Below are 16,367 nucleotides of genomic sequence, written 5' to 3'. Positions count from 1 at the left end.
AACCAATCTCAGCCATGCTTTGTTCAATTGTTATGAAAGAACATGGCAAAAACATAAGATTAGTACATAACCCTACCGCTGGGGATGATACCAATGGGGACAAAGATGAACTATGTCAATTGATTGAAAATCTTGGACACAATTGCACAGTAGTCGCAAAAAAAAACGCTGTCAAGAAGATCGATCCGCAGACTGATATCATTGCCTTGGCCGGCGGTGATGGCACGATCAGAGCTGCAGTTTTAGCGCTATTGGAAAAAAAACTAAAATTTAAAAGACCAATCGCCATATTGCCACAAGGAACTGCAAACAATATTGCTATTTCTCTTGGGATTCCCCTTGATTGTGAAAAAGCCATTGATCTCTGGAACGACTGTAAACTTAAAAAAATCGATGTAGGAATGGTTTTGGGATTAGCAAAAAAGCCCCTCCATTTTATAGAATCTATCGGTTTCGGGGTATTTCCTTTACTGATGGAGAAAATGGATAAAAAAAGTTTAGCGGAAGATCTTAGTGCGGAAGAAGAAATAAAAATTGCACTCCAACAATTACGCGAACTGGTCCAAACGTTCCCAGCCAAGAAGCTGAAGATAAAGTTAGCAGAAAGTAACTTTGAAACAGCATGTATTCTCGCTGAAGTTATGAATATTCCAAGCATGGGGCCGCGACTAATCTTATCTTCTAATGCTGATCCGGGCGACGGACAGTTCGACATTATCATTGTAACTGACAAGCAACGGCAGGAACTTTTAGACTATATTGACGGGCTATTGAATGGATCCGATGTAGCATTGAAAATAAAACCCATCCGAGCTAGCCGGTTGACCATGGAATGGGAAGGCAAAAAAATACACATCGATGACGAATGCAGAAGTTACAGTGGCCAGCAAATAAAAATTACCTTGCTTGATAGCCTTATTGAAATTGTTGCTGGCGAAAGTGAGCTATAGTTTTTGCCAACGATAACGCTACGAACGCTGTTCCCTACTAAAAACAACAAGTCAAATGAATAGATTGAAAAATAAAGATCGTACGGCAAGCATACTTATTTCTATGATGACAGCGATCGCTGATACGGATTCAAAGAAGTCAAATACAGACTTGTCCGAAAGTCAAGAAAATGACATTTCCAAACGACAAAAGCGTCCTAATACCGATTTATCAGGTATTAAAGACGATCGTACCCATAATAAGGACGCAGAACAAGCCGCACAGAAAGAGAAAGACGACGAAGACACACCCGATCTTTCTGGTGATATCAATGTTTAAAAGGAAATTATCCTATTATCGTTGCATTGGCAGTGACTGACTGAAAGTTGCTGGGTCTCATTATAACTTAACCTTTTCGAGGTGGGAAGAAGAACAGCCTTGGGTTTATCTTAAAATAGATCCAAACGGCTTTACCCATTTTAATCAATTCTTTCGAGGATAAGTTACGTGAACGGAAAGCTAAAATCAACGATAAAGAGAAACTGACCATAAAATTGAAAAACCCGATCATTCCAACCCCCAAAATACCCCAAAACCAGATCTCAGCAGGCAACTCCATACCATGCCCAAATAAACCCAATGCCAAATTCCCACTCGCAAATGTAATATGCCTAATATCCAAATTTAAACCTAAAAAAAGTCCGACCGGAGCTGTAGTTCCCATAAAAATTCCAAACCAAACGTTCGATACAATACCTGCCCATTTTTTCTCATAAAACAAAGCTATTTTATTTGTCTGCCGCTGTCCGAATATCTTTTTCAACATAGGATGCTCCTGAATGCGATAATAAACTGAATTGTGCTTGTCTCTATTTGATATACTTCCAGCAATAATTCCCGAAAGAAATAAAAAAACTCCCGCGATTGATGCATGAAAAACTAAAGGTGTTTTTACAGGGTTAAGGTCGTTAACAAGATGTAACCACTGTGCACTCGCAATATTAACATGAGACAGCTGTTGAATCAACCAGACAAAAAAAAGACTCATCGGAAAAGCCATCACAACATTACCAACAAAAGCAATGAACTGAGACCGAAATAACCTTCCAAATAATTCAGCAAACATCCAATAACGATGTCTGTTATTTCCAGCTCCGGAAGCTCCCTGCTCAATTGCATTGACCAAAGCAGAAGCCGTCATTGCGGGTTGTTTGGTTGCTAAAGTTGCACCAAAAAGATAAATTAACGTGAAACCTATCGCATAATTCAGGCTATATAAAAATGCATGACCAAATTCACTGGTATGTACCTTTCCCAACAATAACTTTAAGATACACATCACACCTACAATGAGGCCACCACCACAGGCGGATCGGAACATTTTCCAATATTCTTTTTCACTTGAGGTGATATAGTGTTCACCGGTCTGCGCGGTATGATGCGTAATCTCGTAGGCCAAAAGTTGTGTACTCTGTCCAACTAATTTGCGAATATTGCTTTTCCCGGAATTGTATCCAAGGAGAGTGATTGCCAGTTTGATTGTCTTTTGCTTCTTTTCATCCGGATGATCAATCACCAAAAAATATAAAATTTCTCGGATCCTTTCTAATTGTTGCCGCATGCGCAAAAGGGATTGATTCACTTTAATTGAAATGCCAAAACGATGTGAATTGTCGAATGCTGTTTCGATATACGCTTCGCATTGTCTATGTAGCACCAAAATCTGCTTATAAGATAGATCGTTGGATGGAATAAACTTTATATTGGATTGCAAAAGACGATCATTCAATTCGGTAAATTCCCGCATAATTGCAATAAATGGACTATCAAAATTTTGAAACTCCGGCACCATCTTGTTTACATCTGTTTCCATAGCACGCCCTGTAATACGTTGGACCAACACTTCCAGTCCATACAATATTTCAATCATCCCAAAGCCAGTTTCATCGTCATAAATCGTTTGCAATCCACATAAACAAAACAGTTCATCAACCTGATCCTGAGGTATCGTTGCTATCCACTCAGCATCGCGAGATTTATAAAAAACTTGATTTAAAAGATATTGTAAAGTAGACTTCGGCGGCTGAAAAGGTAGATACCGTTCTGTAATTCTTTTTTTTAGTTCGTAAAAAAAATCTGCATAACTTATGATGCCCGTATCAGAAATCAGCTGATCAAAATCCTTGGCAACCAGGATTCTTTTAAGATAAAGCTGAAAACATTGAAGTTCTTCAGGTGATGCATCAAAATAGTCTAATAAAAATTGAATGTCAGTCCGATAATGTAAATTGACATGCTTTGGACGAACGACGTCTACCAGTGAAACCAAAAAATCAACATTTATATAAGCTGGGTCTGCTATTTGAGTTTTAAAATGTTCAAATAAACTCTTTACCTGCGACTCGCTATCCTGTTCCTGTTCCATATATAATAAAATTCCTCTCTAGATACCAAGTTTGGGCACGTTTTGTTTTTAAAATCTAAAAGAGATATGCTTTACATCGTGTCAAAGAGCTACTAGAATGAATGATATCTATCATTTTTCAATCCATAGCATTTTCATAATTTTATAGCTAAGAAATTATAAATCAAAAGTGAACGATAAAGAAAAGACAAAAATGAAAAAAAACGACAAATTGAAGCCCGCAAAAATATGTTATGAACATATCGGCGGTAAACTCGGTCAGCTCTTACTCGAAAATTTGATAACAAAAGGCTGGTTGGCAAAAAAAGATCCCGCAGATAAAAACTTCTATATCACTGAACTTGGAGAGTCGCAATTGATAGCATTTGGAATAGACTTATCACAAATTAAACCCTAATTACCATGAACTTATTATTGGATTACGACAATTTCTTTTTACCGGTCGATGACCTCGATATAGCAAAGAAATTTTATCGAGACCAACTTGGGCTCGAAACTAAGTTTGACTTTCCAGCAAAAGGGATGACTGCGTTCAAAATAGGCGACAATGAACCAGCTATCATACTGAGTTCTGCCCAACAGGCAAAACCATGTATCTGGTTTACCGTTGCAGATGTTAAGGCAACCTATGCATATTTAAAGGAGAAGGGGATCGTATTTTTAAGCGAGCCGTTTGAGATTATGACAGGTCTAGCAGTCGAATTTAATGATCCTTTCGGAAATAAGCTTGGAATAACCGATTATTCCAAATCAAATAAAATTTGATTTTAATACCAACTGGGCTTTTAAGACGCTAGTAAATAATTGCAAACTGATTGATACAAACACGAGTCGACTTTTTATTTTATCGAGGCAAAAGGCTGGGTCATTTATTGTAAAAATACAATAATTTCTGCGCTCTAAAGACCGTCGATAAGATACCAACTCAGAATAAGACCAATGACAAAAATTAATACAGCAACAATGGTGATACTATTCGAAGTTTGAACGAAGTTCTCTTCCTCAATTTGCTTATTTGTCTTTCGGTATTTAAAGAAAGCAACAATAACAGTCAATGCACCAATAACCACAATGGAAACGCCAACAACGCCAGAATATTCATGTTGGGAGCCAACAACGACATCTTTCTTTAAAATGAGCTCTATCTGACGAATAAATAATGAAAATTTAACGACTACGAATCCAAAGCCCATAATCCCTAAGCTGGTTCGTATCCAAGCGAGAAAAGTCCGTTCATTAGCAAGATGGTCATTTACCTTCTGTGGTACACTGTTATTTGACATTTAAATAAATTTTGTGGTTTTCCCCTATATAAACGCTGCAGAACTTTAAAAAGTTTGCATCATATTTTAATGTTTCGATCGTTAAAATTTCTTTCCAAAGTCTTTTCTACATACCGTAAGCGATTTGCGAATAGCAAACGACAATTTTGCCGACAGGTTAAACAAACACTTGCAAAATTACCACATTGGAACATCTGTTTATATTCCAGACGTTGACGTTTCAATTTATCAGATCTTTAATCAAAAATACCGATGCAACTATAGTGAACTACGCCATGATACATCTTAAGGATATGTTAAACTTTTAAGATTAACACTTTTTAACCATGTAATATGGTAACTTTAACAAAAATTAGAATTTACATCAACCACAAATGCCCTTTTTAGACCATGTTCTGCAAGTTCCTACCTACGGATGGAAAGACGCCGATGGAAACCTCGTTAAGCCAACCAAGAAAGAAATTTTCAAAGAATTCTTCAAACGCCTCAATATTTTTAAGGATAAACGAAATTGGCTACCCTTTTTTAGCTGGTTCAAAGTAGCCTGCCTAATTCCGTTTTTTATACTCTTTTTGATATACCACTTCAGTTGGTGGACAGTATTGGCAGCCTTCCTCTATAGTATGATTGTTATGGGAACCCATGGCACGATATGGCATCATCGATTTGCCACACATGGTGCATTTAAATTCCGTAACGGTTTCTGGCGCTTTGTCACACAGAATCTGACTATCAATGTAATTCCCGAAGAAATATATGTGATTTCGCATCATGTGCATCATGCCAAATCGGATAAACCCGGCGATCCATACAATGCACAGGCTGGCTTTCTATACTGTTTCTTAGCCGATGTAAATCATCAGCCTATTGCTAAGGACCTGACGGAAAATTCATATAACCGGGTGAAATTACTTATGCGACACACAGGTGTTACAGCCAATAGCTATGCACAATATAAAAAATGGGGATCATATGTCAATCCATCGCACGCCGTGTGGTCATGGATACTTAATTGGGCCTTTTGGTATGCCATGTTCTATCTGATTGGTGGTCATGCCCTTGCTTGCACACTCTTTGGCGCGGCTGGCTTCTGGGCTGTCGGCGTCCGAACCTTCAACTATGAAGGCCATGCAAAAGGCGAAGACAAACAACGGGAAGGCATCGATTTCAATGAGAAGGACAAATCCATAAATCAATTATGGCCAGGCATTGTAGCAGGTGAATGGCACAATAACCATCATCTATACCCCAAGAGTGCACGTAGCGGTTTCAAACCATACCAAATTGATCTTGCGTGGTGTTATATTAAAATAATGCATAAACTAGGAGCAGTTAGCAGCTATAGGGATGACAAAAAAAGATTTGATGAACACTATCGCCTCCCCTACCTACAATCAAAAGAATAATAGTCAAATTTGGTGTTAAACGCATTCACAGCGATTATTTTGCCTAAGAGATTGTGCCGATTGTAGCCTGATACTCGCTGTGAATAGCTTATTTTTTGACCCCTGCCACCTATTCGATACTATACAGAAGCGTACAAGCGCCGAACGGTTTATACACAATTATTTTTCCATGTAATAAAGATCCGAAAATATTTTTGACAGTTTCTCAGGATCTTCTCTCCATGCGGCATACATACCTTGCCCCATATCATCCGGAACGATGTCCAATTTTCCAGCGGATACATATTCCAATATTTTCACCGCTGTAGTATCTGGATCTGGCATCTCCCAATCGCTTCCTTTGTTCATATCAGTATCTATAGCTCCAGGGTTCACCGCATACACGGCTACACCATCTTTAGCCAATTCGATGCGAACGGATAGTGTAGCCGAATAGAGGGCTGCTTTTGACGCCGCATAACCAGCAATTGAGGGTAACGGAGAATATGCCGCAATGGAAACGATATTAATCATAATAGACGCTCCATTCGTTATGAGAATTGGAGCAAATGCACGCATCATTTTTATTGTCCCAAAATAATTCACCTCTAGATCATTTTCCATGCCCAAAAGTTCTCCATGTAGCATGTTTCCTGGATTTAAGGTCCCGGCGTTATTGATCAGAATTTCTGTATCGAGAGCTGCATTTGCAATCTCCGCTATTTGTTCATCGTCCGTAATGTCCAGTTGTAAAGGCACTATTCGATCATCATCGAATAACGGCATCGATTTCAAATTTCTGCAGGTGGCATATATCTTTCCTGCTCCATGATTAAGCAGTGCACTCACTAGTGATTTACCTATTCCTCTATTGGCTCCTGTAACCAAGATGATTTTATCTTTAAAAACTTGCATCGTGTAATATTTATTAGTTTACACAAAACTATATCAAAAGAGAACCCTAAAAAATCCGAAACTTGCGATAATTGCAGTACTCTTGATTCATGGAAGATAACAAATCGCATTTTTGAATATCAATAGCTATTATTGATATTTTATCCTGGTTAAAGACTATTTTAAATACAAAAGCATATGTAGGACACTAGGCCACTAAAAAATATGAAATACTGATAATCAAAAAGTTAATCAACTCTAGGAAATATACTTTTTACTAAGGCTGCATAAAGGGCTTCCTGCGTCACAGGTTTCACTAACCAACACGTTATGTCAAGAGGCTGACAAAGCTGCGCTATATTGTGTTCGTAAGCACTAAAAACAGGAATAATATGCTGCTCAAAATTGTTATTGTATTTTTTTTCGAGAATATGCTGTATGGTTTCAATACCACTCATAATGGGCAATTGATTATCAATCAAAATAGCATCAAAACGGCGCCCCCCCTTCAACATTTGTACTACTTCAAATCCTGTTTTTGCTTGCGTTGTATTAATCTTTTTAAAAGACAGCATCCGGGCCAAATCATTTCGTTCATACGCTTCCTCAGCAACAATAAGCACATCCTTTATTTCTCCCAGTCCTGCCAATTCTTCCGTTTCCCAAATAGCAGGTACTTTGATATTGAAAAAGAATCGGCTTCCTGCATCGAAAATGCTTTCCACTTTCAATTCACTGTCCATCATATGAAGCAATTTATTCGATATGGTCAGTCCCAAACCAGTCCCGCCATAGCGTTTAGTCATCGAGTTATCTTCTTGCGAAAAAGCTTCAAATATCTTTTCCAATTTCTCTTGTTTGATACCTATACCTGTATCTTTTACGCTGAAACACAACACAGCTTGGTCAGGACCTTCTGATACGACTGAAATACTGAGTTCAATGGTGCCCTTCTCCGTAAATTTAGTCGCATTACTCAGTAAATTCATTAATACTTGCTTGATACGCAGCGCATCAACCCAGATGTATTTGGGTACATTGGGAGCGATATTCAAATAAAACTCTAGTCTTTTGGCTTTGAGCTGTATGTTAAGAAAGTTTGTCAATTGAATAACTAATTCGTAAAGATCAGTCTGTTCGACATCCAGTTCCAATTTGCCTGCTTCAATTTTGGAAAAGTCTAGGATATCTGTGACAATTCCAAGCAATAAATTAGCAGATTGATCCACGATCGTGAGGTACTCCCTTTGCGTCTCCTCAAGTGCTGTTCCGAGCAGTAAATCGGTAAAGCCAACAATTCCGTTTAGAGGCGTGCGAAGTTCATGGCTCATGTTCGTCAAAAATTGAGTTTGTGCTACATTAGCTTGCTCTGCAACTATTTTAGCCTTTTCAAGCTCCTCACGTTGATAAATGATTCTACTTATATCTGTGGCGATGGCAAGGTAACCAATGACATCTTCGTTTATATCCCTTATGTAAGTAACAGCGAGCGAAACATGTAACCTACTTCCATCTTTTCTACAATAGGTCCACTCTCGTTGTTCAGCGCCATGTAATTCAGCCGTATCTGCAAAAAGACGAAATTCATCTACTGCGTGCCCCAATTCAACCTCCATTTCTTTAGCCCGCAAAACGAGTTCCTCTTTTAAATGAAAATGTGCAAGACCTAATCTACCAATGACTTCTTCACTGCTGTATCCCAAAAGGTTTTCGGCACCTGTGTTAAACAATGTAATTAAGCCAGTTTTATCCGTTGCTATAATAGCGACCGCGGAGGTAGCATCTAACACTTCTGTCAGCATTTTTTTGGAATGCGAAGATTCTGCTTCTATGCGTTTACGTTTGTCAATATCCTGAAAAGTACCAAATAAACGAACACAATGCCCATTTTCAAAATCAGCATTTCCCAACGCACGTATCCAAAGGTCATGCCCCGTGAATGTGACAATTTCGAGTTCCAAATCCCAAGGCTCTCCTGTCGTGAGTGCATGTTCAATTGCAAGCCGCATTTTATTCCTAGATTCCCCTTCTTTATAGAAGTTCAGTGCCGTTGTTAAGTTTGGTTCATATGCGTCAGGTACTTCATGAATCTCTCTGGTAATTTCCGACCATACAATCTTTCCATCAGCAGGTGTATACTCCCAACCACCAATCCTGGCCACCCTTCCAGTCCGCATCAAAGTTGCCTGTGCATGTTTAAGTTTCTTTTCCAGAAAATGCTGCTCAGTAATATCCACTGCATTTCCAATCACGTAGGGGACTTTGTTCGTATTGTTTTGTAGAATATTATTGAACATCCAAATACGCATCTCGCCCGAACGTGTAACGGTACGCATTTCCCCTTTAATAATTCCTTGTTGAACAATTACGGATAGGTAATCTTGTAAATTTTGATGTCCCTCCTGGGGAACAATATCAAAAAGCGATCTTGACTGAATCTCATCTTTTGTATAGCCCAGGATTCTGGCACCCGCATCATTCACGGTTATGAAATTACCATTCAGATCGTGTGTACACATCAGTCCTTGAGAGTTTTCGAAAAATGCTTTCAGCTTCTGTTCACTTTCCTTATACTTTTCTTTTTCTTTTCTATTGACGATCAGTGTGACGACTTCATCTCGCAGAAGTCTTAAAATTTCCTTTTGATATTGATCGAGCTGCCTCGGAACACGATCGATAACACACAGCGCACCTAATGCATAACCATTGGGATCAATTAGTGGTAAGCCTGCGTAAAAACGGATATTTGGTTCTAAAGTGACCAATTCATTGGATTTAAAACGCTCGTCCTTTTCGGCATCTTCCACTTCCATTAATTGATCTTCGTGCAGTGTGTACTGGCAAAATGAAACCTCTCTTTTTGTTTCTTCGGTATCCAGGCCTAGGCGCGATTTAAACCATTGCTTATCTTTATCAACTAATGAAATCAGTGAAATAGGCGTACCACATACAAGCGATGCAATTTTAGTTATACGGTCGAATTCTTCCTCTGGTGCTGTATGTAGAATTTCGTATGCGTGCAAAACACGTATTCGATCTGATTCGTTTGCGGGAGATAATTTAGCATTCATTCAAAAGCCCGTATTGGTTATCAATTATTTCTTCTACGCATTTATAGGTCCTCAGGTATAGCTTGGTTCAATCATCCTTTTCCGCCCACATAGATTTTAATTTAGCTTATGTTGCTCTATAAAAAAAAGGCAGACCGACAGAGAGAATAGCATTGTAAATATAGACATGAACATCGCTACTTCAAAAAAGTTTTTTTAAAGATAAACTAAAACTAACTTCTGCAATGAATTTACCGAAATTTATCAGCTGAAATTTACGAATACTGTGCCCACCGAACCGCGCATTCAATCAAAAAAGCTTAGATTCTTATCAGCAATAATAGTGGTGTGGTCAATAAGTTATTGCCCAGGGTTATTTTTTATATAGTACCCATTACACATAATGCACTGAGTGTAGGCACATCTTTTCCGCCTTCATCCTCCAGTGTAATAGCAAAAGCCTGGGCATGAGGAATGTCCAGCATCTTACTCGCAATGTCTGCCTTTACGTCGAGTGGGAAAACTCCTGCACTAACGGGCTTACCATCAACCATTGCCCACAACTGATATTGCTTTCCTTTGGGTGCCGGAGGCAAATGTTCAATGCTCAGATAGACTGTCTTTGAGGACTGATCCCAAAATACCAAGGCCCGATAATCCATTTTATTCTCTACTCCCTTAAGTAGGATGGTCTTGATCGTAGGATTTTGAACAAGTGTCCATTTATCCTGCAATATCGCAAGCTTTTCTTGTTGAGCATCGAATAAGATCGCTGTCTGATTCAATTTATTTACGGACTCTTGTTTACGTTGATATAAGAATATATTTGTACCAATACTAACAGCCAACAATAGGCTTGCTGCAATGGCCCAGGTGTAAGATCGTTTGACAAATGCTTTCTTGTCGGCATTCATAACAACTACTTCATGAGGGCCGGCCGAAGAATCCGATTGTGTTTCGATCACTTCCTCACCTTCGCTTGGTACGAGATTTTCCGTAACGAGCCTATTCCAAATATTTTGTTTCAACTGCATAGGCATTTCAATCGCTTGGTTATCGGCCAGCTGTTCGAGTGCTATCTCTGCTTCTGCGATGGCCTGTTCCACTTCGACATTATTTTTTCGAATACAGTTTAAGATACTCACTTCCTCTTCGGATGCGAGCCCCAAAACGTACGATTCAATAATCCCCGATGATATGTATGCTTTAATATCCAAAATTAACGGTACTCTTTTAGTAGTTGTTGTAACTGTATAAATGCTGCTCTGGTACGGGTTTTTACCGTACCAAGCGGAACATCAAGTTGTTCGGCAATCTCTTGTTGTGTATACCCTTCATAGTAAGCCATTTCAATCAAGATACGCCATTCTGGCTTTAATTTATCTAAAATAGTGCTAAAACCAATAAAATCTGACTTTATATGTAGCCCACCCTGACTTTGATCCTGTTCTTCTTCCCTATTTACGATATTTGAAAGTGGTTGGTTTTTCTGCTCGTTAACAATTGCTTTTGATTTTCGATGATCGAGTGCTGTATTACGGGCGATGTTAATCATCCAGGTATAAAGACGGCCTTTTGACTCATCAAAGACATCGATATACCGCCAAATTTTGACGAAGACGTCTTGTATTACTTCTTCTGCATGCTCAGTTGATATGACGATACGATAAACCACCCCAAAGAGCGCATCGGCATAGTGATCATAAAGATAACTAAAAGCCTGTTGATTCTTTTTCTTCAATAAAAGAATCAATGTCTCTTCAGAAAGATTGTGTAATGGACTCAAATTTTACGTTTATAATAGCCTAAAGATGATCATTAAAAATTATAAAAAAAAAGAGCTAAAATAAAATAAGTTAAAGTTCCTGTAAAACGAGTAAAAATACGTAGCATACTCCTTAGAACAACAAATGGTTACGTAAATGGCTTTATGATAACTGTAATTTTTTAAACGTTCCTTATCAAATTTAAACGTTCCTTATCCAATAAGATTCTCATCAATCAGCACGTATTTTAATGGAGAGATAGCCTGAAAAGGTTGCTTAAAAACTAGATGATAAAAAAAAATAGCGTTATGGTGAAAAATATTGTGTTCATAAACAGGATGATCCGTATTTAAAGCAGAGAATATATCTTCCATATTTGCAAGATATTACTTTGGTTTCTATATTTGTCCCATAAGAAATCCTAATGCGGAAGTGGCGTAATTGGTAGCCGCACCAGACTTAGGATCTGGCGCCGCAAGGCGTGGGGGTTCGAGTCCCTTCTTCCGCACAAAAAAATCCCGAACTTATCAGCTCGGGATTTTTTTTAAAATTACATCTTCGCTCCATCAATTAGACAGACCATTCGAATGGTTTGGTACAAGGATCGCATTCAAATTTTAAGACCTTCCCTAGACTTTTGGCTTTTTTACCTTTTTTTACAAATACATAAGCCAAATCAACATATTCTTCTACTTCCGTCCCACTTTCATCTCTGCCTTTTACGATAACAGAATAATATTTTCCGTCGGAATCTTTCTTATAAAAAACTTCATTCACCGAGATCTTTTTGGGAATTTGGTTATCGCAGCAGCTGCACCACAAAATAATAACAGGCTCTTTCTTGAGGTAAACAACAGCGGCTTCGGCCTGCTTCTGTGTAAGGGCCTGCAGTTGGTCCGCTTTCGAGAATAAAGCTGCGCATAGCAACAGGGAAAGAAATACGATCTTTTTCATATATTTTTTGAGTTTAAAAGAATCTATCCGCAAAGACTATGCCTTTAGCTACTAAAAGCTAATTGTAGTCTATGTTGCGAAGAAAGGTCTGCCTATTTTTCCCAAACCAATGCACTTGCCCCGAGAATTGCTGCATCGGCTTCTTCCAATTCACTAAAGACAAGTTTCACTTTATTCCTAAACAAAGGAAAAAGATTTCTTTCCATATGCAATTTAGCGGGCTTCAATATAAAATCTCCGGCTTTAATGACACCGCCAAATAAAAGAATTGCTTCAGGAGATGAAAACATCACAAAATTAGCCAACGCCTCACCAAGCTTCTGCCCTGTATATCGGAATACTTCGATGGCAATTGCGTCACCTTTCAACGCACATTCATGAACAGTTTTGGAATTTATAGCATCTTCAGGATATTGATTTAACATCGATTCGGGAAATTCAGCCCGCATTTTCTTTGCCGTGATGGTTATTCCAGTAGCGGAAGCATAGGCCTCTAAACTTCCCTCAGAACCTGTGCTCCAATGTTTTCTCCCCCCGGGTTTCACAATCGTATGACCTAACTCCCCCGCAAATCCGTCATGCCCATAAATAAGCTTCCCTCCAGCCACAATACCACTCCCGACACCTGTACCCAAGGTAATCATAATAAAATCTTTCATTCCTCGAGCTGCGCCAAAAAGCATTTCACCATAAGCCGCGGCATTGGCATCATTGGTGATGGTACAAGGAATACTAAACTTGGTAGTCATTAAATCACTGAAATGAATGACGCCCTTCCACGGAAGATTGGGCGCATGATCTATTGTTCCAGTATAATAATTTGCGTCTGGCGCTCCAACCCCAATTCCATCGAAACTGTCTTTGCCACCAAAATTTTCAATTAAAGGAAGTGCTTTTTCATACAGCGCATCAATAAACTCTTCTACTGTCTCATAATCATCTGTTTTTATGCTTCCTTTTTCAAGCACTTCACCGCGATGATTGACCACGCCAAACTTCGTATTGGTCCCCCCAATATCTATTCCCAACGCCACGCGTCTTGATAAATCTATTAACGACATTTTTATTTATGTTTCTTAATTTTAAAATTACTAAAATATAATATTTTATGAGCACTCGACAAAATCTTCTTGCCAATTAATTTTAATCTGCCGACCTTTTGTTGTGTGACGAATCCGCTCAGCAGCCGATGCGCCAAACATCGCTGCGATATAGCCTATCATTAAAAAACGGCTTCTCATTGCCTAATATTTTGTAAAATTAGCGATAATGATCAAATTTACTTGCTGCTGAATTAGAATTTACCGTCATTTGTGTCGTCGATTTATTAGCTTAAAAAATCGCAGCTCATTATTCGTGATAGGATTGATACAGATTCAATTAATCGAAGCAAATAATATACCCTATTTTATTCGTACTTTGCGCGTATCGCCAGATTGAATTATTGAAATCATACAACATTAAAAAACAATGAAAAAACTAACACTTGCCTTAATTTTCTTGGCTGGAATCTACTCTCAGCATGCAGAAGCGCAAATAGGAGATACAAGTTCGGACAAAGGTCTTGATTTGAGCTTAATGGACAAATCGGTACGTCCACAAGATGACTTTTACAATTATGTGAGCGGGACCTGGATGAAAACTGCTAAAATCCCTTCCGACAAACCCACTTGGGGAAGCTTCAATAAATTGGCAGAAGATACGGACAACAATTCGATGAAAATTCTGAACTCTCTATTAAAAGATAAATTTCCTGAAGGCAGTGAGGGCCAAAAAATACAGGATTTGTATGCTTCCTATATGAACTTAGAGAAAAGAAATGCCGAAGGTATTAAACCCATTCAGGGGAATTTAAGCAAAATCGACGCCATCAAAAACTTAAAAGATCTTCAGAATTATTTAATATCGGTAACAAAAGAAGGTGAAAACAACTTTTATGGTTGGGGTGTATACGCTGACTTGAAAGATTCCAAAATGAATGCGGTCTATTTAGGCGATGCGACTTTAGGATTAGGAAGAGATTATTATCAAAAAGAGAATGAGAAAAATACAGAAGCTATTGCAGAATACCAAAAATATGTAGCTTCAATGTTAAAAGAATTGGGCTATAAAAATGGTGATGCTGCCGCAAAAGGCATCGTTGACTACGAGAAAAGTATTGCTAAAACCTACTTGACCAATGAACAGAGCCGAGATAATACGCTGCAGTACAATAAGCAGACTATGGATGAACTAACGGCATTGGTTAAAAATGTCAATTTACCTGAGTACCTTAAAAAAGTAGGTGTCAACACAGAAAAAGTAATTATTGGAGAGTTAGGTTATTACAAAAACTTCGACAAGTTGGTCAATGCTCAAAACCTTCCTATCATCAAGGATTACTTAAAATTCCATATGATCAACGGCAGTGCTTCTTATTTAAGTGAAAAATTAGGCGATATGCGCTTTGCTTTTTATGGCAAATATTTAAGAGGTCAACAAGAACAACGCGCATTAAATAAAAGAGGATTTGAACTGATCAATTCCACACTGGGTGAGGCTTTCGGCAAACTCTATGTGGATAAATATTTTCCAGCAGAAGCTAAAGCCCAAATGGTAGAATTGATCGACTACCTAAAGAAAAGCTTTGCTGTCCATATCAACGATTTGACTTGGATGTCTTCCGTCACAAAAGGCAAAGCGCTTGACAAACTAAACAAATTTACCGTAAAAGTCGCCTATCCGGACAAATGGAAAGATTATTCTAAATTAAATATTCTATCTGAAAACAAAGGGGGTAACCTGTATACGAACCTTCAACATATTACCACTTGGCGATATGAAAAGGATCTGGCTAAAATTGGAAAAGCAGTTGATAAATCAGAATGGGGCATGACTCCGCAAACCGTAAACGCCTACTACAATCCGGTAAACAATGAGATTGTGTTTCCAGCAGCTATTCTGCAACCTCCATTTTTCAACGCACAAGCTGATGCAGCGGTCAATTTCGGTGGTATAGGAGCTGTGATTGGCCATGAAATGAGCCATGGATTTGACGATTCGGGAGCACAATTTGATGCGGACGGAAACTTGGTAGACTGGTGGACACCAGAAGATAAAGCGAATTTCGAAAAAGCTACAAAAACACTGGCTGCTCAATACGATAAATATGAACCTGTAAAAGGTACCTTCGTTAACGGTACGTTTACAAACGGCGAAAATATCGCAGATTTAGGCGGGGTCAACATCGCCTATGATGCGCTTCAAATGTATTTAAAAGATAAGGGAAATCCAGGCGAAATAAGTGGATATACGCAAGATCAGCGATTTTTCCTCAGTTGGGCAACTGTATGGAGAACCCTATCCAGCGAAAAATATATGATCAACCAAGTTAAGACTGATCCACACTCCCCTGGATATTTCAGAAGTTTTGCCCCTCTGATCAATGTGGATGCTTTCTACAAAGCATTTGACATTAAACAGGGCGACAAACTCTACAAGTCTCCAGAAGAAAGAATCAAAATCTGGTAATAAGCTGTATACAGGAGCTGTCTCAAACAGGGCAGCTCCTGTCGTTTTGTTTAATCCAACAGCGAGTACTTTTGTGCACCAACAAATTGTGCACCAACCAAGCCCAATATCGAAAGCCCCACTAGTAACATTTCTTTGATAATGTACTAAATCATTTTAGTATACTTATA

General features: G+C 38.6%; 15 protein-coding genes and 1 tRNA gene. 7 read left to right on the top strand and 9 right to left on the bottom strand.

The genetic code is table 11. The annotated features are described in order from the left end of the window. Positions 1-14: 14 nt before the first annotated feature. Together B3139_RS17435 and B3139_RS17430 are read left to right on the top strand one after the other, a co-directional pair. Positions 15-950 carry a diacylglycerol/lipid kinase family protein gene (locus B3139_RS17435; RefSeq protein ID WP_293884814.1) on the top strand — a complete coding sequence of 312 codons (936 nt, stop codon included), beginning with the start codon at positions 15-17 and terminating at the stop codon, positions 948-950. A 55-nt stretch (positions 951-1,005) separates the two neighbouring features. Continuing rightward, positions 1,006-1,269, top strand: a complete 264-nt coding sequence (locus tag B3139_RS17430; RefSeq protein WP_293884813.1) for a hypothetical protein — start codon at positions 1,006-1,008, stop codon at positions 1,267-1,269. 67 nt (positions 1,270-1,336) lie between these two features. Here the strand turns inward: B3139_RS17430 and B3139_RS17425 are convergent, their stop codons facing one another. Continuing rightward, the gene (locus B3139_RS17425) at positions 1,337-3,355 is read right to left on the bottom strand and encodes a hypothetical protein (RefSeq protein ID WP_293884812.1); all 2,019 of its coding nucleotides are present in this window, start codon (positions 3,353-3,355) and stop codon (positions 1,337-1,339) included. A 193-nt stretch (positions 3,356-3,548) separates the two neighbouring features. Here B3139_RS17425 and B3139_RS17420 point away from each other — a divergent pair, with 193 nt between their 5' ends. Beyond that, entirely contained in the window at positions 3,549-3,752 is a 204-nt protein-coding gene (locus tag B3139_RS17420; protein WP_293884811.1) for a hypothetical protein, read from the top strand. 5 nt (positions 3,753-3,757) lie between these two features. Continuing rightward, a complete protein-coding gene (locus tag B3139_RS17415; RefSeq protein ID WP_293884810.1) occupies positions 3,758-4,120 on the top strand; it encodes a VOC family protein in 363 nt (120 codons plus the stop codon). A gap of 134 nt (positions 4,121-4,254) precedes the next feature. Here the strand turns inward: B3139_RS17415 and B3139_RS17410 are convergent, their stop codons facing one another. Continuing rightward, entirely contained in the window at positions 4,255-4,638 is a 384-nt protein-coding gene (locus B3139_RS17410) for a YidH family protein (protein ID WP_209577986.1), read from the bottom strand. Between the two features lie 374 nt (positions 4,639-5,012). Between B3139_RS17410 and B3139_RS17405 the strand changes: the two genes are divergently transcribed. Beyond that, positions 5,013-6,044, top strand: a complete 1,032-nt coding sequence (locus B3139_RS17405) for a fatty acid desaturase (protein ID WP_293884809.1) — start codon at positions 5,013-5,015, stop codon at positions 6,042-6,044. 159 nt (positions 6,045-6,203) lie between these two features. Here B3139_RS17405 and B3139_RS17400 read toward each other — a convergent pair whose 3' ends face one another. The 4 genes from B3139_RS17400 to B3139_RS17385 form a co-directional block, all read right to left on the bottom strand. Then, a complete protein-coding gene (locus tag B3139_RS17400) occupies positions 6,204-6,938 on the bottom strand; it encodes an SDR family oxidoreductase (protein ID WP_293884808.1) in 735 nt (244 codons plus the stop codon). Between the two features lie 227 nt (positions 6,939-7,165). Beyond that, positions 7,166-9,988, bottom strand: a complete 2,823-nt coding sequence (locus B3139_RS17395; RefSeq protein WP_293884807.1) for a PAS domain S-box protein — start codon at positions 9,986-9,988, stop codon at positions 7,166-7,168. Between the two features lie 359 nt (positions 9,989-10,347). Beyond that, positions 10,348-11,184, bottom strand: a complete 837-nt coding sequence (locus B3139_RS17390) for an anti-sigma factor (RefSeq protein ID WP_209577982.1) — start codon at positions 11,182-11,184, stop codon at positions 10,348-10,350. Between the two features lie 2 nt (positions 11,185-11,186). Continuing rightward, positions 11,187-11,753, bottom strand: a complete 567-nt coding sequence (locus tag B3139_RS17385) for an RNA polymerase sigma factor (RefSeq protein ID WP_293884806.1) — start codon at positions 11,751-11,753, stop codon at positions 11,187-11,189. Positions 11,754-12,159: 406 nt separating this feature from the next. Here B3139_RS17385 and B3139_RS17380 point away from each other — a divergent pair. Further along, positions 12,160-12,241: transfer RNA gene (locus tag B3139_RS17380), tRNA-Leu, on the top strand. A gap of 62 nt (positions 12,242-12,303) precedes the next feature. On the opposite strand, the gene B3139_RS17375 is transcribed toward B3139_RS17380, so the two are convergent. The 3 genes from B3139_RS17375 to B3139_RS17365 all read right to left on the bottom strand — a co-directional run bounded on the left by B3139_RS17375 (position 12,304) and on the right by B3139_RS17365 (position 13,928). After that, the gene (locus tag B3139_RS17375) at positions 12,304-12,687 is read right to left on the bottom strand and encodes a hypothetical protein (protein WP_293884805.1); all 384 of its coding nucleotides are present in this window, start codon (positions 12,685-12,687) and stop codon (positions 12,304-12,306) included. A gap of 92 nt (positions 12,688-12,779) precedes the next feature. Beyond that, entirely contained in the window at positions 12,780-13,748 is a 969-nt protein-coding gene (locus B3139_RS17370) for an ROK family protein (RefSeq protein ID WP_209577979.1), read from the bottom strand. A 45-nt stretch (positions 13,749-13,793) separates the two neighbouring features. Further along, complete coding sequence (locus B3139_RS17365) at positions 13,794-13,928, bottom strand: hypothetical protein (protein WP_293884804.1); 135 nt, start codon at positions 13,926-13,928, stop codon at positions 13,794-13,796. A 229-nt stretch (positions 13,929-14,157) separates the two neighbouring features. Here B3139_RS17365 and B3139_RS17360 point away from each other — a divergent pair, with 229 nt between their 5' ends. Beyond that, positions 14,158-16,197 carry a M13 family metallopeptidase gene (locus B3139_RS17360; RefSeq protein ID WP_293884803.1) on the top strand — a complete coding sequence of 680 codons (2,040 nt, stop codon included), beginning with the start codon at positions 14,158-14,160 and terminating at the stop codon, positions 16,195-16,197. Positions 16,198-16,367 lie beyond the last annotated feature (170 nt).

The organism is Sphingobacterium sp. UBA1498, from assembly GCF_002325125.1.
Taxonomy (GTDB): Bacteria; Bacteroidota; Bacteroidia; order Sphingobacteriales; family Sphingobacteriaceae; genus Sphingobacterium.
This window is presented reverse-complemented; position numbering and strand designations above follow the sequence as displayed.